This window comes from Micromonospora noduli (assembly GCF_003264365.1).
GTDB lineage: Bacteria > Actinomycetota > Actinomycetes > Mycobacteriales > Micromonosporaceae > Micromonospora > Micromonospora noduli.
On record NZ_PYAK01000020.1, the window covers coordinates 74,182 to 94,708 of the forward strand.

Annotated in this window: 24 protein-coding genes; 9 read left to right on the forward strand and 15 right to left on the reverse strand. The window is 71.3% G+C overall.

Annotation, left to right across the window (positions count from 1 at the left end):
- The first annotated feature begins 34 nt into the window (after window positions 1-34).
- Window positions 35-952, forward strand: coding sequence for an EamA family transporter (locus GUI43_RS17225; protein ID WP_112699258.1), 918 nt, complete (start codon window positions 35-37; stop codon window positions 950-952).
- Here GUI43_RS17225 and GUI43_RS17230 read toward each other — a convergent pair.
- From GUI43_RS17230 to GUI43_RS17255, 6 genes are all read right to left on the reverse strand, one after another.
- Window positions 915-1,838 carry a diacylglycerol kinase gene (locus GUI43_RS17230; RefSeq protein ID WP_112699273.1) on the reverse strand — a complete coding sequence of 308 codons (924 nt, stop codon included), beginning with the start codon at window positions 1,836-1,838 and terminating at the stop codon, window positions 915-917. The genes GUI43_RS17225 and GUI43_RS17230 overlap by 38 nt on opposite strands.
- Before the next feature lie 137 nt (window positions 1,839-1,975).
- Complete coding sequence (gene tatC, locus GUI43_RS17235) at window positions 1,976-2,926, reverse strand: twin-arginine translocase subunit TatC (protein WP_112638572.1); 951 nt, start codon at window positions 2,924-2,926, stop codon at window positions 1,976-1,978.
- An 18-nt stretch (window positions 2,927-2,944) separates the two neighbouring features.
- Entirely contained in the window at window positions 2,945-3,259 is a 315-nt protein-coding gene (gene tatA / locus GUI43_RS17240; protein ID WP_112587298.1) for a Sec-independent protein translocase subunit TatA, read from the reverse strand.
- Window positions 3,260-3,418: 159 nt separating this feature from the next.
- Window positions 3,419-3,664 carry a hypothetical protein gene (locus GUI43_RS17245; RefSeq protein WP_112699274.1) on the reverse strand — a complete coding sequence of 82 codons (246 nt, stop codon included), beginning with the start codon at window positions 3,662-3,664 and terminating at the stop codon, window positions 3,419-3,421.
- A gap of 10 nt (window positions 3,665-3,674) precedes the next feature.
- Entirely contained in the window at window positions 3,675-4,730 is a 1,056-nt protein-coding gene (locus GUI43_RS17250; protein WP_244220616.1) for a helix-turn-helix transcriptional regulator, read from the reverse strand.
- Complete coding sequence (locus GUI43_RS17255; protein WP_091408906.1) at window positions 4,727-5,725, reverse strand: helix-turn-helix transcriptional regulator; 999 nt, start codon at window positions 5,723-5,725, stop codon at window positions 4,727-4,729. The genes GUI43_RS17250 and GUI43_RS17255 overlap by 4 nt, the downstream gene beginning before the upstream one ends.
- A gap of 118 nt (window positions 5,726-5,843) precedes the next feature.
- On the opposite strand from GUI43_RS17255, the gene GUI43_RS17260 reads away from it, so the two are divergent.
- A complete protein-coding gene (locus GUI43_RS17260; RefSeq protein WP_112699259.1) occupies window positions 5,844-6,848 on the forward strand; it encodes a cation diffusion facilitator family transporter in 1,005 nt (334 codons plus the stop codon).
- Window positions 6,849-6,897: 49 nt separating this feature from the next.
- Window positions 6,898-7,983: a DUF3866 family protein gene (locus GUI43_RS17265; RefSeq protein ID WP_112699260.1), complete on the forward strand. Its 1,086-nt coding sequence runs from the start codon at window positions 6,898-6,900 to the stop codon at window positions 7,981-7,983.
- A gap of 132 nt (window positions 7,984-8,115) precedes the next feature.
- On the opposite strand, the gene GUI43_RS17270 is transcribed toward GUI43_RS17265, so the two are convergent.
- From GUI43_RS17270 to rfbA, 4 genes are all read right to left on the reverse strand, one after another.
- Window positions 8,116-8,310: a hypothetical protein gene (locus tag GUI43_RS17270; RefSeq protein WP_091408694.1), complete on the reverse strand. Its 195-nt coding sequence runs from the start codon at window positions 8,308-8,310 to the stop codon at window positions 8,116-8,118.
- 79 nt (window positions 8,311-8,389) lie between these two features.
- On the reverse strand, window positions 8,390-9,748 hold the full coding sequence (gene pafA, locus GUI43_RS17275; RefSeq protein ID WP_088989658.1) for a Pup--protein ligase: 1,359 nt from the start codon (window positions 9,746-9,748) through the stop codon (window positions 8,390-8,392).
- A 68-nt stretch (window positions 9,749-9,816) separates the two neighbouring features.
- Window positions 9,817-10,440, reverse strand: a complete 624-nt coding sequence (gene rfbC / locus GUI43_RS17280; protein ID WP_112699261.1) for a dTDP-4-dehydrorhamnose 3,5-epimerase — start codon at window positions 10,438-10,440, stop codon at window positions 9,817-9,819.
- Window positions 10,437-11,327 (reverse strand): glucose-1-phosphate thymidylyltransferase RfbA, encoded by an 891-nt coding sequence (rfbA, locus tag GUI43_RS17285; protein WP_112699262.1) that lies wholly within the window; start codon window positions 11,325-11,327, stop codon window positions 10,437-10,439. Before rfbA ends, rfbC begins: the two co-directional genes overlap by 4 nt.
- Before the next feature lie 85 nt (window positions 11,328-11,412).
- Here rfbA and rfbB point away from each other — a divergent pair, with 85 nt between their 5' ends.
- The 6 genes from rfbB to GUI43_RS17315 are packed head-to-tail and all read left to right on the forward strand — an operon-like array spanning window position 11,413 to window position 16,692.
- Window positions 11,413-12,414: a dTDP-glucose 4,6-dehydratase gene (gene rfbB, locus GUI43_RS17290; protein ID WP_112699263.1), complete on the forward strand. Its 1,002-nt coding sequence runs from the start codon at window positions 11,413-11,415 to the stop codon at window positions 12,412-12,414.
- On the forward strand, window positions 12,411-13,298 hold the full coding sequence (rfbD, locus tag GUI43_RS17295) for a dTDP-4-dehydrorhamnose reductase (protein ID WP_112699264.1): 888 nt from the start codon (window positions 12,411-12,413) through the stop codon (window positions 13,296-13,298). The genes rfbB and rfbD overlap by 4 nt, the downstream gene beginning before the upstream one ends.
- The gene (locus GUI43_RS17300) at window positions 13,295-13,666 is read left to right on the forward strand and encodes a DUF2304 domain-containing protein (protein WP_112587313.1); all 372 of its coding nucleotides are present in this window, start codon (window positions 13,295-13,297) and stop codon (window positions 13,664-13,666) included. Before rfbD ends, GUI43_RS17300 begins: the two co-directional genes overlap by 4 nt.
- Window positions 13,659-14,360: a glycosyltransferase family 2 protein gene (locus tag GUI43_RS17305; protein ID WP_112587315.1), complete on the forward strand. Its 702-nt coding sequence runs from the start codon at window positions 13,659-13,661 to the stop codon at window positions 14,358-14,360. The genes GUI43_RS17300 and GUI43_RS17305 overlap by 8 nt, the downstream gene beginning before the upstream one ends.
- Complete coding sequence (locus tag GUI43_RS17310) at window positions 14,357-15,667, forward strand: lipopolysaccharide biosynthesis protein (protein WP_112587318.1); 1,311 nt, start codon at window positions 14,357-14,359, stop codon at window positions 15,665-15,667. The genes GUI43_RS17305 and GUI43_RS17310 overlap by 4 nt, the downstream gene beginning before the upstream one ends.
- The gene (locus GUI43_RS17315; protein ID WP_112587320.1) at window positions 15,664-16,692 is read left to right on the forward strand and encodes a glycosyltransferase family 2 protein; all 1,029 of its coding nucleotides are present in this window, start codon (window positions 15,664-15,666) and stop codon (window positions 16,690-16,692) included. Before GUI43_RS17310 ends, GUI43_RS17315 begins: the two co-directional genes overlap by 4 nt.
- Window positions 16,693-16,740: 48 nt before the next feature.
- Here GUI43_RS17315 and prcA read toward each other — a convergent pair whose 3' ends face one another.
- The 5 genes from prcA to GUI43_RS17340 all read right to left on the reverse strand — a co-directional run bounded on the left by prcA (window position 16,741) and on the right by GUI43_RS17340 (window position 20,466).
- Entirely contained in the window at window positions 16,741-17,580 is an 840-nt protein-coding gene (gene prcA / locus GUI43_RS17320; RefSeq protein ID WP_112587322.1) for a proteasome subunit alpha, read from the reverse strand.
- 58 nt (window positions 17,581-17,638) lie between these two features.
- Window positions 17,639-18,478 (reverse strand): proteasome subunit beta, encoded by an 840-nt coding sequence (gene prcB, locus GUI43_RS17325; protein WP_181518379.1) that lies wholly within the window; start codon window positions 18,476-18,478, stop codon window positions 17,639-17,641.
- Window positions 18,397-19,068 (reverse strand): endonuclease VII domain-containing protein, encoded by a 672-nt coding sequence (locus GUI43_RS17330; RefSeq protein WP_112699265.1) that lies wholly within the window; start codon window positions 19,066-19,068, stop codon window positions 18,397-18,399. The genes prcB and GUI43_RS17330 overlap by 82 nt, the downstream gene beginning before the upstream one ends.
- Before the next feature lie 6 nt (window positions 19,069-19,074).
- Entirely contained in the window at window positions 19,075-19,290 is a 216-nt protein-coding gene (locus GUI43_RS17335; protein WP_030332902.1) for a ubiquitin-like protein Pup, read from the reverse strand.
- Between the two features lie 108 nt (window positions 19,291-19,398).
- The gene (locus GUI43_RS17340; RefSeq protein ID WP_170158747.1) at window positions 19,399-20,466 is read right to left on the reverse strand and encodes an acyltransferase family protein; all 1,068 of its coding nucleotides are present in this window, start codon (window positions 20,464-20,466) and stop codon (window positions 19,399-19,401) included.
- Window positions 20,467-20,527 lie beyond the last annotated feature (61 nt).

Below are 20,527 nucleotides of genomic sequence, written 5' to 3' on the forward strand. Positions count from 1 at the left end.
GCCGCAGGTTGGCCAGGGCGGACAGCCTACCGTCGTGCCCGTGACCGAGATCCTGCTGCCCACAACGGCGCCGGCCGACACGCCACCAGCCCGGCGCGGTGGCGTCGCCGCCGTGGGGCTGGTGCTCGGCGGGGCCCTGTCGGTGCAGTTCGGCTCCGCCGTGGCCGCGTTGCTCTTCCCGCGTACCGGGGTGGCCGGCGCGGTGACCCTGCGGCTGACCATCTCGGCGGTGCTGCTGCTCGTCGTGTGCCGACCCCGACTGCGCGGACACGACCGGTCGGCCTGGCTCGCGGCCGGCGCGTTCGGGCTGGCGCTGGCCGGCATGAACTCGCTGTTCTACCAGGCCATCGAACGCATCCCGCTGGGCCCGGCGGTGACCCTGGAGGTGCTCGGCCCCCTCGCCCTGTCGGTGTTCTCCGCACGCCGACTGGCCAGCTGGGGCTGGGCGGGTCTCGCGCTGGCCGGGGTGGCGCTGCTCGGGCAGGGCGGCTTCGACCGGCTGGACCCGGTCGGGGTGGCCTTCGCGTTCGGCGCGGGCGCCATGTGGGCCGCGTACATCGTGCTGAGCGCCCGGGTCGGTGGCCGCTTTCCCGGCGCGGACGGGCTGGCCCTGGCGCTGACCCTCGCCGCGCTGGTCACCCTGCCGCTGGGCATCATCGACGGCGGCGCGGTCCTGCTCGACCCGCCGGTGCTGGCGCTCGGCGCCGCCCTCGCGGTGCTCGCCTCCGGGCTGCCCTACACCCTGGAGCTGCTGGCGCTACGGCGGATGCCCACCGCCACCTTCGCGGTGCTGATGAGCCTCGGCCCGGCCGTCGCCACACTCGCCGGGTGGCTGGTGCTGCGGCAGGCGCTGACAGTGCTGGAGTGCGCCGCCATCGTGCTGGTCATCACCGCCAGCATCGGCGCGGTACGGGTCAACGCAGCAGCCGCAGGGCGCCCGGAACCGCGCTGATCGTCACCGGCAACCGCAGGGAGCGTTCCCCGTCGGCGTACGAGGTGATGCCCTCGGCGGCCAACTCCACTGTGCGGGCCCGGAAGCTCCGCACCAGCGGGTGGCTGACGTGGGTGCCCTGGTAGATGCGCGGCTTCACCCGGATCAGGGTCCGCCGGTTGACCCGACCCGCCACCACCACGTCGAGCAGCCCGTCGGTCGGGTCCGCGTCGGGGCAGATCCGCATCCCACCGCCGTACGTGGGGCAGTTGCCCACCGCCACGAGCACCGCGTCCAGGTCGTGCGGCACCCCGTCGAGGCGCAGCGTGTAGTGGCGTGGGCGCAGCCGGGCCAGCTCGACCAGGATCGCCAGGTCGTATCGGCGCGGGCCGCGGGGCCAGCGCATCCGGTTGGCCCGCTCGTTGACGATCGCGTCGAACCCGGCCGCGAGGACCGCCCCGTACCAGCGTTCGGTGCCGTCGACCCCCACCATCCGGGCCAGGTCGACCGGTTGGCTGCGGCCGTCGCGCACCGCCTCGGCGATCACCGCCGCCGCAGCGAGGGGGTCGGCCGGGAAGCCGGTGTCCAGGGCGAAGTCGTTGCCGGTGCCGGCCGGGATCGGGCCGAACGGCACGGCGGTGCCGGCGACCGCCTGCAACGCCCGGTGCACCGTGCCGTCCCCACCGACCGCCACCAAAGCGCCAGCGCCGTCGGCGACGGCGGTACGGCACGCCGCCTCCGCCTCTGCGGGGCTGGACGCCGGCAGCAACCGGATCGGCCGTCCGGCGGCGGCCAAGCCGTCCAGCAGCCGGGGCAGCAACGCCCTGTGCCGTCCACGACCGGCGGTCGGGTTGGCGAGCACGGCGACCGGGCCGGGCAGGTGATCGTCTGCGGTCACGGGCAGCACCGTACCGGTCGGACACCCGCCGTTCACCAGGGGCAGGCGCCGTCACCATCAGTTCCGCCGCCGACGCGGGAGGTGACGCGACGACGCCGCCCCCGGTGAACGGGGACGGCGTCGGTGGACCGGTCGGCGCGGGGCCGTCAGGTCATGTCGTCGTAGCGGCGTTCGATCGGCGCCGGTGGGGCGACCGGTTCGGGTACGCCGATCGGCGCGGTCGAGTCGACCCGCTGCCCGGCCACGACCGGGTCCGCGTCGAACTCCAGCGGCGACACCTCGTCGTCGTCGATGCCGGCGTAGATCTCCTTGCCCCGCCCACGCCGCTTGTCGTTGAGGAAGGCGATGCCCACCGCACCGAAGTAGAGCGCGGAGAGGCAGATCGCCAGGGCCGTCATCCCGAACGGGTCCGGGGTCGGGGTGACCACTGCGGAGAACGCGAAGAACACGAAGATCGCCACGCGCCACCAGCTGAGCAACCGCTTCGCGCTGGCGATGCCCACGAAGTTGAGCATCAGCACGACGAGCGGGAACTCGAAGGCCACACCGAACAACAGGATCAGGTTGGTGACGAAGGAGATGTACTTGGTGATCTCCAGAGTCGTGCTGATCTCGCTGTCCGAGATGCTGAGCAGGAACTCCAGGCCCTTGGCCGTGACGAAGTACGCCAGCACCGCGCCGGCCGCGAACAGCGGCGCGGCGAGGGCGGTGAAGAAGTACGCGTAGCGCCGCTCGTGCCGGTGCAGGCCGGGCGCGATGAACGCCCAGAGCTGGTAGAGCCAGATCGGCGCGGCCACGATCAACCCGACCCAGAGCGCGACCTTCAGGTTGAGCAGGAACAGGTCGGCCGGGCCGAGCTGCACGAACTCACACTTGCCGTCGACATATCTGGCCTGCGGCAGGTCACAGTAGGGCTGCTGGAGCAGGTGCAGCACCGGCTTGGCCAACCAGAAACCGAAGCCGAAGCCGATAAGGATCGCCACGGACGCACGGAACAGACGGTTGCGCAGCTCACGGACGTGCTCGATGAGCGTCATCGAGCCGTCGGCGGCCCGCTCGAACGCCTTTGGGCCACGTTTACGCAGTGCGAAGGCCACGGGAGTGGGGCCCTTCGGTCAGTTGTCGCGGACGCGGTGCACCGGGTCGACGACCGGCTGCTGCGGCGGCGCCTGCTGGTACGGGGCCTGCTGCGGCTGACCAGCGAACGGCGCCTGCTGCCCGGCGTGCGGCGGCAGCGGCTGGTAGCCGGCCTGCGCGTCGGCCTTCTCGGCGAGGTCGCGGTCGTCGTCCTGCAGGCTCTTGGTCTCGGCCTTGATGATCCGCAGCGACCGACCCAGCGAGCGGGCCGCGTCGGGGAGCCGCTTCGCACCGAAGAGCAGGATCAGCACAACCACGAGAACAGCGATGTGCCACGGCTTGAGGGCACCCATGAGAAGCTCCAGTCGCTCTGTGTCCGGGAGGTGGTACGCAGCCCATCGTACGTGCGGATCGGCTGCCCGCCACCCGCTGGGTGGTGGTGGTCTGGGCGGGAGGGTGAAGTCTTGACCAACCCGCGATGATCCGTCAACCACCGCCGGGTGCGTACCCGATCAGCCGCGCTTGGCCTTGATCACCGCGAGTCGCCGGGAGGTGGTGTCGAGCCGACGTTGGACTTCCTCGGCACGCTGTTGCAGCGCCTCGGCGGTATCCCGCAGCGCCTCGGCCTCGGCGGCCCGCCGCTGCAACGCCACGGCGGCGCGGCGCAGTCGGGGCAGCCGGGCCAGCACCGGGCGCACGGCCAACGTGAGCGCCACGAGGGGTAGCAGCACCACCGCGAGCACGATCCAGATCAGCACGGCGGTCAGCCTACTGGGTGCGGCCGGCCACCGCCGGGTCACCCGACGGCGCGCGCTGTGGGTCGACCTCGGGCGGCCGGGGCACGGCCGTGGGCGTGGGCACCGCGTACGCGTCCAGCGCTGCGGCCGCCGTCGCCCGCACCTGCTCAGCCAACTCGACCGGGGCGACCACCGTCACCTCCGGGCCGAGGCCCAGCACGAACCGGCGGGCCCACCCCAGGTCGGTGACCCGCAGGGAGACGAGCCACTGGTCGCCGTCGCCGGCCTCCACCCGCTCGCACGGGTAGTACTCGGTGATCCACCGCTCACCCCGGCCGATGCGCAGGGTGATCAACGGAAGGTCGGCCGAAGGGCGGAACACGCCCTCGGTGAGGTCGTGCGGAACGGCCTGCGGCGGCACCGTGGCCGGCTCGTCCAACTCGGTGACCGCGTCGATCCGGTCGGCACGGAACAGCCGGACGGCCTCCGCGCGCCGACACCACGCCTCCACGTACGCCCGGCCACCGACCATCAGCATCCGCAGCGGGTCGATGACGCGCTCGGTGGTCTCGTCGCGGGCGGCCGTGTAGTAGGTGATCCGCAGGGCCTTGCCGCCCTCCACGGCGGCGCGCAGCGCCTCGACCCGCGGGGTGTCCCCGGGCAACCGGACCGCCACCGGCGCGCCCACCAGGTCGCCCGCGGCCTCGATCTTGGCGAGGGCCCGTTCGACGGCCTCCCGGTTGGCCACCCCGGGCGTCTCGGCCAACATCCGCAGCGCCACCACGAGGGCCAGGGCCTCATCGGGGGTCAGTCGCAACGGCCGGTCGATGCCGGCGTCGTAGGTGATGGTCACCCGGTCACCGTCGAACGCCATGTCGATCAGATCACCGGGGCCGTACCCGGGGAGCCCGCACACCCAGAGCAGCTCCAGGTCCTCCCGGAGCTGGCGCTCGGTGACACCCAGGTCACCGGCCGCCTCGGCGATCTCGATGCCGGGCCGGGCCAGCAGGTAGGGCACCAGGTTGAGCAGTCGGGCCAGCCGGTCGGCGGACGCGCGGGAACCGTTGCGGGCGGCCGGACGGGTCACCGGGCACCCCCGCTGACGGCCAGCTCGTCGTGGCGCACGGCGATCTCCTTGAGTCGTTGGATGACCGCCTCGCGGACCTCCGGTGGGTCGAGGACCCGCACGTCCGGGCCGTAGCCGACGAGATGACCGGCCAGCCCGTCCGGGTCGGCGTACGGCAGGACCAGCCGGTCGCCGTCCGGCCCGGCGGTCACCTCCACCGCCCAACGGCGCAGCCCGGCGGCCCGCCCCGGCGCGGCCAGCACGGTGGCCCGACCGGTGCGCTCCACCGGACCCGACCAGCGGGCCACGTGGCTGATCAGGTCGACGTTGGCCGGCGGCTCGTACGCGCCGGGGGCGCCGGTCACCCGGACCGCGCCGACGACCCGGGACAGCCGGAAGCAGCGGGTCGCCTCCCGGTCCTGGTCGTGGCCGACCACATACCACCGGCCGCGCCAGCAGACCACGCCCCACGGTTGCAGCCGTCGCCGGCTGGGCGCGTCGCGGTCGGGCACCCGGTAGTCGAACCCCACCTCGCGGCGGTCCCGGGCAGCGGCGGTCAGCGGCGCGAACGCCGGGTCGACAGTGACCATCGGCTCCAGGCCGAGGGTCGCCTGCGGGTCCACGTCCACCCCGGCGGCACGCAGCTTGGCCAGCCCCGACGACGCGGCGGCGGCCAACCCGGCGTGCTGCCACAGCCGGGCGGCGATGCCGACCGCTGCGGCCTCGTCCGGTTCGAGGAGGATGTCGGGCAGCGCGTATTCGCGGTGGGCGATCCGGTAGCCGGGCTCGGCGTCGAAGGCGCTCGCCGTGCCGGTCTCCAGTGGCACACCCAGCTCACGCAGCTCGGCCTTGTCCCGTTCGAACTTGCGCTGGAACGCCTCGTGGTCGCGCGCGTCGTCCGGATCGTGCTCGTAACCGGGCACGGTCGCGGCGATCTGCGCGGCGGTCAGGAACCGTCGCGTGGACAGCAGGCAGATCACCAGGTTGACCAGGCGTTCGGTGCGGGTCCGCGACACGCGGTAGACGCTAGCAGCCGACCCGCCCACACCGTGCACCCACGGCGGGCGTGCCGCACACTTGTTCGGATCGGGCCTCCCCCGGCGCGTCGCCGTCCGCGGTCATAGGGTGATCCTCATGTCGCAAGCGGACGCCAGGCCCGAGAGCGAGAGCGTCGGCACCGTCGTCGTCGCCGGCGCCGCCAACCTCGCCATCGCGGTCGCCAAGCTGATCGCCGGGCTGATCTCCGGATCAGCCGCGATGCTCTCCGAGGCGGCGCACTCGGTCGCCGACACCACCACCGAGGTGCTGCTCTTCCAGGCGCTGCGCCGCGGCGCCCGCCCGGCCGACCAGCGACGCCCCTTCGGGTACGGCAAGGAAAGCTACGTCTGGGCGTTCTTCGCGGCCATGTTCACGTTCGTCGCCGGCGCCGGTTTCGCCGTCACCCACGGCGTCACCACGATCCTGGTGCACGAACACAGCGGCGACTACCTCATCTCGTACATCGTGCTCGGGGTGTCGTTCGTCATCGAGTCGATCTCACTGGCCCGGGCGGTGCGGCAGGTCCGCCGCGAGTCGCAGCGCTGGCGGACCACGCCGCGGCGGTTCCTGCGGCTGACCGCCGACACCACCGTCAAGGCCGTCTTCCTGGAGGACAGCGCGGCGCTGATCGGTCTGGTGCTGGCCGGGCTCGGCGTCGGCCTGTCGCACGCCACCGGCGACGAGGTGTGGGACGGCGTCGCGTCGATCCTGATCGGGCTCCTGCTGCTGGCGGTCGCCGGGGTCCTCGCCGCCAACAACCTGTCGCTGCTGGTCGGCCGGGCCGTCCCGGAGCGGCTGCGCCACGAGATCGAGCAGGATCTGGCCGGGCTGCCCGAGGTGGAGCGCATCGACACCCTGTTGACAATGCAGCTCGGCCCGCAGGACATCCTGGTCGCCGCGAAGGTCGACTTCCGCGACGAGGCCACCGGCGCGCAGATCGAGGCCACCGCCGACGAGGCCGAGCGGCGGCTCACGAACCGGTACCCGGAGATCAGGTTCGTCTTCCTCGACCCGACCCGTTCGATGCCGGGCGCCACCGGCACCGCCCGGCACACCCAGGCCGGGCCGAGCCCGGCCGCCGGCGGCCCCGAGCCGACCTGACCCACACCCGGGCGCGGACCGCCACGCCCGCGCGGCTAGCGTGCCCGTCATGGTGCGATGGCGTACGGGGACGGTGGCGACGCTGCGACGGCAGTGGACCGGGGCGGTGGAGCTGGACGTCGACCTGCCCGACGGCACGCGGATGCGGGCGCTGGCCTACCCGGAGCTGGTCGGCACGCCCGAGCCCGGCGACCGGGTGCTGCTCAACGCCGGCGCGCTGCTGATGGGCCTGGGCACCGGCGGGTACGCCCTGGTGGTCGCCCTGCCGGACCGGCTGCCGCCGGACCCGCCGGACGTCGCCGACACCCGCGACGCCGGGCACCTGGTCAAGGCCCGCTACACGCCGTTGCAGCCGATCCTCCTCGGCGTCGACGAGGATGCCTCTCCGCACCGCGACGTGCTGGCCGACGCGGACGACCTCGGCGGCCTGCCGGTGGTCACCGCCGACCTGCACTCGGCGCTCCCGGCGATCCTGGCCGGCATCCGGGCCGACGCCCCGCAGGCGCGGGTGGCGTACCTGCTCACCGATGGCGGGGCGCTGCCCGCCTGGTTCTCCCGCACCCTCGCCGGGCTGCGGGCCGAGCTGGCCGGCACGATCACCGTCGGGCAGGCGTTCGGTGGCGACCTGGAGGCCACCACCCTGCACGGCGGTCTGCTCGCCGCCCGGTACGTGCTGAACGCGGACGTGGCGATCGTGGCGCAAGGACCGGGCAACCTGGGCACCGGCACCCGGTGGGGCTTCTCCGGCGTCGCCGTGGGCGAGGCGGTCAACGCGATCGCCACGCTGGGCGGAAAGCCGGTCGGCTCGTTGCGCATCTCCGACGCCGACCCCCGCCCCCGACACCGGGGCGTGTCCCACCACAGCCTCACCGCGTACGGTCGGGTGGCGCTCGCCCCGGCGGAGCTGGTGGTGCCCGAGGACCTGGCGCCTTCCCTTGCGGCCGAGGTGCACGCGGCGCTGGCGCCCCTCGCGGAACGGCACCGGATCGTCCGGGTGCTCACCGACGGTCTGGACGCCGCGCTGCGGGCCAGCGCCGTGCCCCTGTCCACCATGGGCCGTGGCCTCGACGCCGACCGCGCGTACTTCCTGGCGGCAGCCGCCGCCGGCCGCCACGCCGTAACCCTCCTCCCCTGACCCCCCGGGCTCCGGCCCCGCACCCGGTTGATCATGGAGTTATTGCCCGTCGCCCCGGCGTGTCATGGCAATAACTTCATGATCAACGCGAGCTGGGGCGGGGGCAGGGGGCAGGGGGCAGGGTGGGGGGGGTTAGGCCAGGAAGATCAGGGCTAGCCAGCCGCCCACGATGAGCACCAGCGCCAGGGCCAGCACCCAGGTCGGCACCGTGTATTCACCGCGCCGGTTACGGTCGATCTCGGCGCGGATCTTCTCCCGCCGGCGTTCGATCCAGTTCTGCCGCTCGGTGCCGCGCTCGGGGCGGTCGGAAGGTCCAGAAGTCGTCATGGCGCGCTCAGCTTAACCGCTCAGCGCGCCGGGCTGACCGGCCCCGTCGGCGCAACGCACCGACGGGGCCGGCGACCGGTCACATGCTGGCGATCAGCCGCTCCACCCGCTCGTCGTACGCCCGGAACGGGTCCTTGCAGAGCACGGTGCGCTGCGCCTGGTCGTTGAGCTTCAGGTGCACCCAGTCGACGGTGAAGTCCCGGCGCTTCTCCTGGGCGTGCCGGATGAACTCGCCCCGCAGCCGGGCCCGGGTGGTCTGCGGCGGGGTCTCCTTGGCCTCGAAGATCTCCGGGTCGGTGGCCACCCGGTCGACCTCGCCGCGGCGCTCCAGGAGCCCGTAGAGGCCCCGGCCGCGGCGCACGTCGTGGTAGGCCAGATCCATCTGCGCCACCCGGGGGTGCGACAGCGGCAGGTCGTGCTTGCGCTGGTAGCGCTCGATCAGCCGCAGCTTGCTGACCCAGTCGATCTCCCGGGAGACCGGCTCCAGGTCGCCAGTCTCCACCGCGTTGAGCACCCGGCCCCACAGCTCGACGACCCGCTTGGCGGCCTGGTCGCCACCGCGTCGCTCGACGAACTCGGTGGCCTTGGCGAGGTATTCCTGCTGGATGTCCAGGGCGCTGACCTCCTTGCCGTTGGCCAACCGCACCTTGCGCCGGCCGGTGATGTCGTGCGACACCTCCCGGATGGCCCGGATCGGGTTCTCCAGGGACAGGTCGCGCATCACCACCCCGGCCTCGATCATCCGCAGCACGATGTCGGCGGTGCCGACCTTGAGCAGCGTGGTGACCTCGTTCATGTTGGAGTCACCGACGATCACGTGCAGCCGCCGGTAGCGCTCGGCGTCAGCGTGCGGCTCGTCCCGGGTGTTGATGATCGGGCGGCTGCGGGTGGTCGCCGAGGAGACGCCCTCCCAGATGTGCTCGGCCCGCTGCGAAAGGCAGTAGACCGCGCCGCGTGGGGTTTGCAGGACCTTGCCGGCCCCGCAGATCAACTGCCGGGTGACCAGGAACGGGATGAGCACGTCGGCGAGCCGGCCGAACTCGCCGTGCCGGGAGACCAGGTAGTTCTCGTGGCAGCCGTACGAGTTGCCGGCCGAATCGGTGTTGTTCTTGAACAGGTAGATCTCACCCGCGATGCCCTCGTCGTGCAGCCGCTTCTCCGCGTCGACGAGCAGGCCCTCCAGGATCCGCTCGCCGGCCCGGTCGTGGGCGACGAGATCGGTCACCGAGTCGCACTCCGGTGTCGCGTACTCCGGATGCGACCCGACGTCCAGGTAGAGCCGGGCCCCATTGCGCAGGAAGACATTGCTCGACCGACCCCAGGACACCACGCGACGGAACAGATACCGCGCGACCTCGTCCGGGGACAGCCGCCGCTGCCCGCGATAGGTGCAGGTGACGCCGTACTCGGTCTCGAGGCCGAAGATTCGCCGCTCCATGGTGTGACATTAGCCGCCCGGAGGCCCGGTTCGTCACTGTCAGACCACAGGTCGTGCCCCGAGCGCTGTCACATACCGGTTGAGTGCGACATTCCGTCCGGACCGAGGCTCGCCACGAACCGCCGGCAGCTGTCGTACTCCGGAAGCAGGCCCCGCTCGCGCGCCTGCGCCAGAGTCGGCGCCGCGTCGTCGCGCGCGGACAGCTTTGGAACGTCGGCGGGCCACTCGATGCCCAACTCCTCGTCCAGCGGGTGCACAGCGTGCTCGCCGGTCGGGTTGTAGGTGGCCGAGCAGAGATAGCTCAACGTCGCGTCGTCGGTCAACGCGCAGAACCCGTGCCCCAGCCCCTCGCTGAGGTAGACCGCCCGACGGTCGGTGTCGTCCAGTCGGACGCCCTCCCAACGACCGAAGGTCGGCGAGCCCACCCGCAGGTCCACGATCACGTCGAGGACCGCGCCCCGCACACAGGTGACGTACTTGGCCTGCCCGGGCGGGACGTCGGCGAAGTGGACGCCGCGCACCACGCCACGCGCGGAGACCGACAGGTTGGCCTGGGCCAGCCGCAGCGGATGCCCCACCACCTCGGCGAGCTTGTCGAAGCGGTACCACTCCATGAACATGCCGCGCGGGTCACCGTGCTGCTGGGGGGTGATCTCCCAGGCACCCTCGATGCTCAGCTCCCGGATCTTCACCAGGAACCCCCGTCGTCGCCGGCCTTGTCGCTGAGCAGACCGAGCAGGTAGTTGCCATAACCGCTCTTGGTCAGCGGCTCGGCGAGCGCACGCAGCTGCGCGTCGTCGATCAGGCCGGCCCGCCAGGCAACCTCCTCGACGCAACCGATCTTGAGGCCCTGCCGCTCCTCGACCACCCGGACGAACTCGGCGGCCTGCATCATCGAGGTGAACGTGCCGGTGTCCAGCCAGGCGGTGCCCCGATCCAGCACCGTCACCGCCAGCTCCCCGGTCTCCCGGTACACCTCGTTGACCGCCGTGATCTCCAGCTCGCCGCGGGCGCTCGGGGTGAGCTTGCGGGCGATGTCCACCACCCGGTTGTCGTAGAAGTAGAGGCCGGGCACCGCGTAGCGGGACTTCGGGCGGGCCGGCTTCTCCTCGATCGAGAGCACCCGACCGTCGGCGTCGAAGTCGACCACGCCGTACTCCTGCGGGTTGGCCACCTGATAGGCGAAGACCCGCCCGCCGACCGGGTCACCGTGGTCGGCGAGCTGCCGACCCAGACCCACGCCGTGGAAGATGTTGTCGCCGAGGACCAACGCCACCGACTCGGTGCCGATGAAGTCCGCGCCGAGGATGAACGCCTGCGCGATGCCCTCCGGGCGCTCCTGGCTGACGTACTCCAGCCGCAGCCCGAACTGGCTGCCGTCGCCGAGCAGCCGACGGAACTGGTCCTGGTCCTCCGGAGTCGTGATCACCAGGATCTCCCGGACCCCGGACATCACCAGGGTGGAGAGCGGGTAATAGATCATCGGCTTGTCGAAGACCGGCATCAGCTGCTTCGAGACCGCCCGGGTGATCGGCCAGAGCCGGGACCCGGTGCCGCCGGCAAGTAGGATTCCGCGCATCGGGGAAGCCTAACCGCACCCGGACACGTTGTGCGGGGGTCGCATACCAGGAGCCGCGCCGTCCGTCGCGTATACTTCCGGACCCGTGAGGATCCTCGTCACCGGCGGAGCCGGATTCATCGGGTCGGAGTACGTTCGTCTGCTGCTGGGCAAGCCCCTCGGCAGTGCGGACGGCGTGCCGCCACTCGAGCCGGCCGTCGTGACCGTACTGGACAAGCTGACCTACTCGGGCAACCTGGCCAACCTCGAGCCCGTCCGCGACGACCCGCGACTGCGGTTCGTGCAGGGCGACATCTGCGACCCGGTCGTGGTCGACGAGGTGGTGGCCGAGCACGACGTGATCGTGCACTTCGCCGCCGAGTCACACGTCGACCGCTCGATCGCGGGCGCCGCGCCGTTCGTCACCACCAACGTGCTGGGCACCCAGACGCTGCTCGACGCGGCGCTGCGCCACGGCACCGGCCGGTTCGTGCACGTCTCCACCGACGAGGTCTACGGCTCGATCGACGAGGGCTCCTGGACCGAGACCTGGCCCCTCGCCCCCAACTCGCCGTACTCGGCATCCAAGGCCGGCTCCGACCTGCTCGCGCTGTCGTACCACCGCACCCACGGCATGGACGTGGTCGTCACGCGCTGCTCCAACAACTACGGCCCGTACCAGTTCCCCGAGAAGGTCATCCCGCTGTTCGTCAGCAACCTGCTCGACGGCGGCACCGTCCCCCTCTACGGCGACGGCGGCAACATCCGTGACTGGCTGCACGTGCACGACCACTGCCGGGGCATCGCGCTCGTCCAGCAGAAGGGCCGCGCCGGTGAGGTCTACAACATCGGCGGCGGCACCGAGCTGACCAACAAGGAACTCACCGGCCTGCTCCTGGACGCCTGCGGCGCCGGGTGGGACCGGGTCGTCCCGGTCACCGACCGCAAGGGCCACGACCGCCGGTACTCCCTCGACATCACCAAGATCAGAGAAGAGCTCGGCTACCACCCCAGCATCACCCTGGACCAGGGCCTCGCCGACACCGTCCGCTGGTACCGGGACAACCGCAGCTGGTGGGAACCCCTCAAGTCCGCGCCGACCGCATGACCCGAATCCTCGTCACCGGCGCGGGCGGGATGCTCGGCCGGGACCTGATCACCGTGCTGGGTGCACGGCCCGACCTCAAGGTGACCGCCGCCACCCGCACCGACCTGGACGTCACCGACCGCGCGGCGGTCCACGCCGCCGTCGCCGGGCACGACCTGGTGATCAACGCGGCCGCGTGGACCAACGTCGACGCCGCCGAGGCCGACGAGGCCGCGGCGACCGCCGTCAACGGCCACGCCGTGGCCAACCTGGCCGCGGCGTGCGCCACCGACGGAACCCGGCTGATCCAGGTCTCCACCGACTACGTCCTCGCCGGCAACGCGGACACCCCGTACCCGGAGGACGCGCCCACCGCGCCGGTCAACGCCTACGGGCGCGGCAAGCTGGTCGGCGAACAGGCCGTCGCGCGGCTGCTGCCCGACACCGGGTACGTCGTGCGCACCGCCTGGCTCTACGGCGCGCACGGCCCGAACTTCGTGGCCACCATGCTCCGACTCGCCACCCAGCGCGAACACCTCGACGTTGTCGACGACCAACACGGCCAACCCACCTGGTCGTACGCGCTCGCCGAGCGGCTCGTCGCGCTCGCCGACGCCGCGCTGGCCGGTCACGCGACGCCCGGCGTCTACCACGGCACCTGCGCCGGGCAGACGACCTGGTACGGGCTTGCCCGCGCCGCGTTCACGCTGGCCGGACTGGACCCGGACCGGATCCGACCCACCACCAGCGACCGGTATCCGCGTCCCGCCCCCCGGCCTGCGTACAGTGTGCTAGGGCACAGCCGCTGGGCAGCCGTGGGTCTGCCCGCGCTTCCAGACTGGCACCGCGCCCTGGTTGACGCGTTCCACTCCCCCGCTCCACCCGCCCCGTGGAAGGTCGCATGAAGCTCACCCTCGTCACCGGCCTGACCGGCCTGCTGCTCCTCGGCACCATCGTCGAGCTGTTGCGCCGCCGTCAGCTGCGCGAGAAGTACGGCATGCTCTGGCTCGCCGTACTGATCATCGTGATTCCGCTGTCCCTTTTCCCCCGGCTGCTCGACAACGTCGCCGAACTCCTCGGCGTCGCCTCCGGTGTCAGCCTGGTGCTCTTCCTCGGCATCGTCTTCCTGCTGCTGGTGTGCGTACACCTGAGCTGGGAGGTCAGTGCCCTGGAAGAAGAGACCCGCACCCTGGCCGAAGACTTCGCCCTGCTGCGCGCTGAAATCGACGCGGACCGGGCAGCCCGAGACGAACTGGTGTCGACCGATGGTTAACGGCAAGCGCACACTGATCATCATCCCGGCTCTCAACGAGTCGGGCTCGATCGCCGACGTCGTCGGCGAGGTCCGTGGCGAACTGCCCGGCGTCGACGTGCTCGTCGTCGACGACGGCTCCACCGATCGCACCGCCGCCGTCGCCGCCGCCGCCGGAGCCCTGGTCGCCAAACTGCCGTACAACCTCGGCGTTGGTGGGGCCATGCGCCTCGGCTACCGCTACGCCCGGGACCACGACTACGACGTCGCCATCCAGATCGACGCCGACGGCCAGCACGACCCCCGGTACGTGCCGAAGCTCGTCGACCTGCTCGACGACAACGACCTCGTCATCGGCGCCCGCTTCGCCGGTGAGGGCGACTACAACGTCCGCGGCCCCCGCCGCTGGGCGATGGTGATGCTCTCCGCCGTGCTGTCCCGGGTCGCCCGCACCAAGCTCACCGACACCACCTCCGGCTTCCGGGCCGCCAACCGGCGGGTCATCGAGATGTTCGCCGGCTGGTACCCGGCCGAGTACCTCGGCGACACGGTGGAGACCCTGGTGCACACCGCCCGCCGCGGCTACCGCATCCGCCAGGTGCCGGTCGCCATGCGCAAGCGGATGGCTGGCACACCCAGCCACTCCCCCGCCAAGGCGATGGTCTACCTCGGCCGCGCGTTCGCCGTTCTCACGCTGGCGCTCATCCGCCGGTGATCCGACGGCTACTGAGCCTGGTCCCGCCCGGCACCGTCGCTGTCGGTGCCGGGCTGGCCCTTCTCGGGCTCGCCTCCTACGTTCACCTCGCAGTCGCCGGCCACAGCCTCAGCCAGGCCGACTACTCGTCCCTGTCGGTGCTCTGGTCGATCGTGTTCACCCTCGGCATCGGCGTGTTCATGCCGATCGAGCAGGAGGTCGCCCGGGTCGTCGCCGCCCGACACAGCCAGGGCCTGCCCCCCGGGCCGGTACTGGCCCGCGGCGTCACCGTCGCCGCCGTGATGCTCGCGGTGCTGGTGTTGGCCGTCACCATCGGCCGTCAACCGCTCGCCGACAAGCTCTTCGCCGGTGACGGCAACCTGGTCACAGTGCTGATCGGCGCGCTCGCCGCGATGGCCGTCGCCTACGCCACCCGAGGCGTCCTCTCCGGCCTGCAACTGTTCCCCTGGTACGGCGCTCAACTCGGGATCGACGGCGGCCTGCGGATCATCATGGTCGCCCTGCTCGGGCTGGCCGGAGTGACGTCACCCGTCTGGTACGGGCTCGTGCTCGTCGCCGCCCCACTGGTCAGCGTCCTGCTCACCCTGCCGCCGGTGCTGCGCGCCATCGGCGGAGGCCCGCCGGTGGCCTGGGCCACCCTGCTACGCGGCCTCGGCCTGCTCACCGCCTCCAGCCTGCTCTCCCAGGTCGTGGTGAACATCGGCGTGATCAACGTGCAGCTACTCGCCCCCTCCGACGCGGCGGCCGCTGGCGCACTGCTCTCCGCCCTCGTGCTGGTCCGCATCCCCCTGTTCGTCTTCGGCTCCCTACAGGCGTCACTGCTGCCCGGCCTGGCCACCACCGCCACCACCGGCGACCAGGCCGGCTTCCACAGCCTGCTGCGCCGGGCGCTCGGCATCGTCACCGCACTCGGCCTCACCGGCGCCCTCGGCGCCGTGCTGCTCGGCCCATGGCTGGTCGGCACCCTCTTCGACGCACCCGGCGTTCTCGGCCACGGCGACTTTGCCTGGTTGGCGGCCGCCACGCTCGCCTACCTGTGGGCGATGGTGCTCGGTCAGGCCCTACTCGCCCTCGACCGGCACCGCGCCCAGGCCCTCGCCTGGACCGCCGGCGTCGCCGCCCTGATCGCCGTGACGCTGATCCCGGCTCCGGTCACCCTGCGAGTCGAACTGGCGTACACCATCGGCTCCGTCATCGTGGCCGCCACCATGGCGATGCTGCTGCGCGGTGGCGTCCGCCGACCCACCACCCCCACCCGGCCGCTCGCCGAGGCCGTCGCCCCTGCCGCATCCGGAGGCATCCGATGACCCGACCCCGGGTGAGCGCCGTCATGCTCGCCTACGGCCCGGAGCCCTACCTCGTCGACGCCGCCCATGCGGTGCTGGCCAGCACCGACGTCGAGATCGACCTCATCGTCGTCGACAACGGCTGCACCGGGGACGGCATCGACATCGTCAAGGGCCTCCCCGGGGTGCGGGTGATCCGACCGGAGGAGAACACCGGCTACTCCGGCGGCTGCCGGGTCGGCGCGGCCGAGGCCACCGGTGACTGGCTCGCGTTCGTCAACTCCGATGCCGTCGTCGCACCCGACGCCCTGGCCAAGACCACCGCCGTAGCCGCCGAAGCGGGCGTCGGCGCGGCCATGGCGTCCATCCGGTTGGCCGACACCCCCGAGCTGATCAACACCAGCGGTAACCCGCTGCACTTCACCGGCCTCTCCTGGGCCGGCGGCAACGGCGAACCGGCCAGCAACCACGCCGAGCGGCGGGCCGTACCCTCCCTCAGCGGCTGCTGCTTCGTGATCAGCCGGCAGCTCTGGCGCGAGCTCGACGGCTTCGCCGCCGAATACTTCGCGTACCACGAGGACACCGAACTCAGCCTGCGACTGTGGCAGCGCGGACTACGCCTGGAGTACGTGCCGGACGCCGTCGTGCGTCACCACTACGAGTTCTCCCGCAACGCCCTGAAGCTCTACCTGGTCGAGCGCAACCGACTGGTCACCCTGCTCACCGCCTACGAGGCGCGGACACTCGTGGTGCTCGCCCCGGCACTGCTACTCACCGAGGCCGCCATGCTCACCGCCGCGGTCGTCGGCGGCTGGTCCCGGCAGAAGCTGCGGGGCTGGGGCTGGTTGTGGCGCAACCGCGACTGGGTTCGCGGCCGTCGACGGCAGCTACAGGCCGAACGCCGGGTGCCGGACGGGGTCATCGCGGAGCTGATGACCGGTCGGGTCACCCCGTCCGGTGTGCCGACCACGCCCGGCCTGGGCGCGTTCAACGCCGTCGCCGGCGGTTACTGGGCCCTGGCCCGGCCCCTGCTGCGCCGAGGATGACCGCTGGTGCCGGCCCCGAACACGGGCCCGGCACCAGCGGGCGAAACCCTAGCGCTCGCCGCCCTCCGCGGGCCGGTCCTCCAGGTCCGCGGAACCGGCCGAGCTCGTCGGCTTGTGCCCCTCCGTGGTCGGCACGACCGGCTCGGCGGGGCCGCCCGCCGCATCCGCCGCCTGCCCCTCGGCCGCCGCATCCCCGTCCAACAGAGCGGTCAGCGCGGCCCCGGTGATCCGCCGGAACGTCCGTCCGATCCGCTGACGGTCCAGGACCGCCACCTCGAGCTGGTTCGCGGCGATCGTGCGGGCGGCACCGCCCTCACCACCGACGGTGCTCAACGCCTGCACCGCCACCCTGACCGCCTCGCCCAGGGACATGTCCGCCCGATGCTGCGACTTCAACACGCCGGTGATCGCCTCGGCCTGACCACCCATGGCCATCCGCCCCGGCTCGTCGTTGACCGAACCGTCATAGGTCAGCCGGTACAGCTCGTCCGCCTCCGGGGTGGCACCGACCTCCGCCACGCAGATCTCCACCTCGAACGGCTTCGACTGCTCGGTGAAGATCGCACCCAGGGTCTGCGCGAACGCGTTGGCCAGGGCCCGACCAGTGACGTCACGCCGGTCGTAGCTGAGCCCGTTCAGGTCGGCCATCCGGACACCGGCGCGCCGCAGGTTCTCGAACTCGTTGTACCGGCCGACCGCGGCGAACCCGATCCGGTCGTAAATCTCGCTGACCTTGTGCAGGGCGCTGGAGAGGTTCTCCGCGACGAAGAGGACCCCGCCGGAGTAGCTGAGGACCACAGCGCTGCGACCCCGAGCGATGCCCTTGCGGGCCAACTCGGAGCGGTCGCGCATGATCTGTTCGGGAGAGGCGTAGAACTGCATGGCCACGTCGGCGGTTCTCCTTACGGCGCTGTGCTGACGACTGCTGACTGGTGAGGTGCGGGTCTCAACCGCCCGGGTTCTCCATCCGGCCGGCAACAACACCCTCGGCGATCGCCGCCGTCTCGGTGTCGGTCAACCGGCGGGTGCCCTCGGCGGTCGCGGTCATCACCACGGGGTAGATGCGGCGGGTCAGATCCGGCCCACCGGTCGCGGTGTCGTCGTCGGCGGCGTCGTAGAGCGCCTCGACCGCCAGCCGCGTCGCGTCCTCGACGGACAACCCGGCCCGGAACCGCTTCTTCAACGCGGACTTCGCGAACAGCGACCCGGACCCGATCGCGTCGTAGCCGGTCTCCTCGTACGGGCCACCGGTCACGTCGAAGCTGAAGATCCGACCGGCGCGCGCCGGGTCGGCGGCGGCCAGGTCGAACCCGGCGAAGAGCGGCACCACTGCCAACCCCTGCATGGCCGCACCCAGATTGCCCCGGATCATCGAGGCCAACCGGTTGGCCTTACCGTCCAACGAGAGCATCGCGCCCTCGATCTTCTCGTAGTGCTCCAGCTCCACCTGGAACAGTCGCATCAGCTCGATGCCGATACCGGCGGTGCCCGCGATGCCGACCAACGAGTACGCGTCGGCGGGGTGCACCTTCTCGATGTCGCGCTGAGCGATCAGATTGCCCATGGTGGCCCGTCGGTCGCCCGCCATCACCACACCCTCGGCGGCCGCGATGGCCACGATGGTGGTCGCGTGCGGCGCCAGGTCGGCGGCCATGCCCGGCGGCAGCGGTCGCCGACCGGGCAACATCTCGGGGGCCACCCGACTCAGAAACGTCGTGAAGGAGGACGTCCCCGCGTTGGTGAACACATCTGGAAGACGCCCGGATGGATCAAAGCCCGCTGCCACGTGGTTCCTCTCAGGTACGTGATCGCCCTGGCCAGCCTCATGGGACTGTCACGGAACTGGCCAAGACCACCGTTGCAGTTGAAGCAGAGTATCCCGCGCACCCATCCGGTGCGATGATCGTGGTCCAGATGTTGAGGGTCGGCACCGCCACAGATCGCGCAGACCCCGCCCTGCTCGGCCAGGAGCTCCTGAAACTCTTTCTCACCCACGCCGTATCGCCGCCGCAGGTGGTACTCGCGAGTCCCGCCGTAGAGTCGCTGCGCTGTCTCCTTGCCGCGGGCATTGTGGCAGGGTTTGCAGTAGCTGTGCCGGCCACTGGCCTTGGTAGTGGTGGTGGGAAAGTCGTCCAGAGACTTGATCTGCTCGCAGTCCGGACACCACTTGAGACCTTCACCGACGGGCGTGGACGACTTTCGCTGTGGGGCGATGCCGCGCTTACGCCGGCTCGCCTCAGACCGGACGGCGGCACAGGCTTTGCAGTAGAAGACGAGACCGTCTACCCGTCGGCGGTCACGGTGGAACTCCGTACCGGCCAGCGTTCTCTTGCACTGCGGACACGTCTTGTCCGGGTGGTCCGGCGAATCGAACATATGCCTCTATTGACCCCCTTTCTGGACGTAGCCCCTCACGAACTCCTCTGCGTTCTCTTCCAGGACGGAGTCGATCTCGTCGAGGAGGTCGTCGACGTCCTCGGTGATCTCGGCGTGCCGCTCGGCCACCTCGGGGTTGGCCTCGGTGGTGACGTCCTCGATTTCCTCGCCCTGACGGGACTTGCCGGACTGCGACTGGCCGCCGCTGTCATGAGTGGCCATGGCTGTCTCCTCCACGATCGTCTGGGATGAAATCTACCCCGCGCAGACGACAGAAAGCCCTCACGTCCGCCGTGTTCGGGTCGGGGGCGTTCGATTGCGCCGAAGCGGTCAGCTCCGAGGAGCCGACGCGTCGGCCGTGGCTGGCACCGGCACCCGCTCCGGCTGCCGCTCCCCCGAGGCCTCCGCCGGTGGCTCCCCGCGCCGCAGGCGGGGCGTCCAGTCCTTGAACCGCAGCGCCTGCTTCTCCACCAGATGCCAGGACACGAACGCCAGGACGACTGTGAAGACCATGACCACCGCGAAGTAGCCGACGAACCCCCAGGCAGCCGCCCCCAGCCAGGCCAGCATCTGCTGCACGACGAAGGAGTAGATGTAGATGCCGTACGAGTAGTCGTTCTTCTGGCCCACGCGGTGCAGCAGCCGTGGCAACCGGACCGCGAGGTAGAGGATGGCGTACTCGTAGGTGAGCAACGCCGGGCCGAACAGGTGGCCCTCCAGGGTCTGCCAGCCGGTCACCACGATGGCGAGCACGCCAAGGACGTCGCTGATGGGCAGCTTGTCGCTGTACAGGTCCGCCACGGCGCCCACCAGGAACATGAAGCCGAACCGCAGGAACCAGATCTTGCTGAGCGTGCCGAGCAGCGGCAGCGTAGCGGCGGAGCCGCTGGTGAAGTACGTCGACCCGCCGAAGCGCAGCGCCTCGTACTGGTTCCAGAGCAGCAGACCGAAGACGAGAACGGCGGCCGCGAGCACCAGCCAGCGGGCACGGCGCAGCACCGCCACCACGGCCAGCGAAGCCACGATCAGGTAGCAGAAGATCTCGTAACTGAGCGTCCAGAGTGAGCCGTCGAGGACGCTCTTACGCACCAGGTCGCCGTACGGCGTGTCCCGGAAGACGTCGACGATCCCCTGCTGACGGTAGCCACCCCACCAGTTCGCCTGCAGGAAGGCGACCACGCCGGCCGGGTGCCGCCACAGGCCGTCCAGATTGCCCCGATCGGCGTACCAGACGATCGGGGCCACCACGAAGCCGATGAACAGCAGACACACCCAGAGGCCCGGCCAGATCCGCAGGGCCCGGTGCCACAGGTAGCGGGGCAGGCTGGCCCGCCGGGCGCTGCGGGTGATGAGGAAGCCGGAGATGCCGAAGAAGCCAGCCACCCCCAGACCGGCCACGTCGACAACCTCGGTCAACGGTCGGGGGACGGCCTAGCATGCCACAGAGCGATCGCCGGTG